This window comes from Rhodococcus sp. MurmanLake-1, assembly GCF_056945715.1.
The window spans coordinates 1-229 of sequence record NZ_JBWZNF010000113.1; the positions used below are offsets into that span (position 1 = coordinate 1).

1 protein-coding gene is annotated in these 229 nt (G+C 73.8%); it reads left to right on the top strand.

From position 1 onward, the window contains the following. Positions 1-229: type 1 glutamine amidotransferase family protein (locus AC2ETI_RS32860; RefSeq protein ID WP_483635082.1), on the top strand; the 229-nt coding region annotated here is incomplete at both ends.

Sequence of the window (229 nt, forward strand, 5' to 3'; positions counted from 1 at the left end):
GTGCATGACCGGGCTGCGCAAGGTCGGGGGCGACAGGATCATCGCCGACCGTGTCGCGGCCGGCCGACCGGTGCTCGGCGTGTGCGTGGGCATGCAGATCCTGTTCGCCCGCGGCGTGGAGTTCGGCGTCGAGACGACGGGCTGCGGGCAGTGGCCGGGCTCGGTGGTCCGGCTCGACGCGCCGGTGATCCCGCACATGGGGTGGAACGTCGTCGACGCGCCCGCGGAC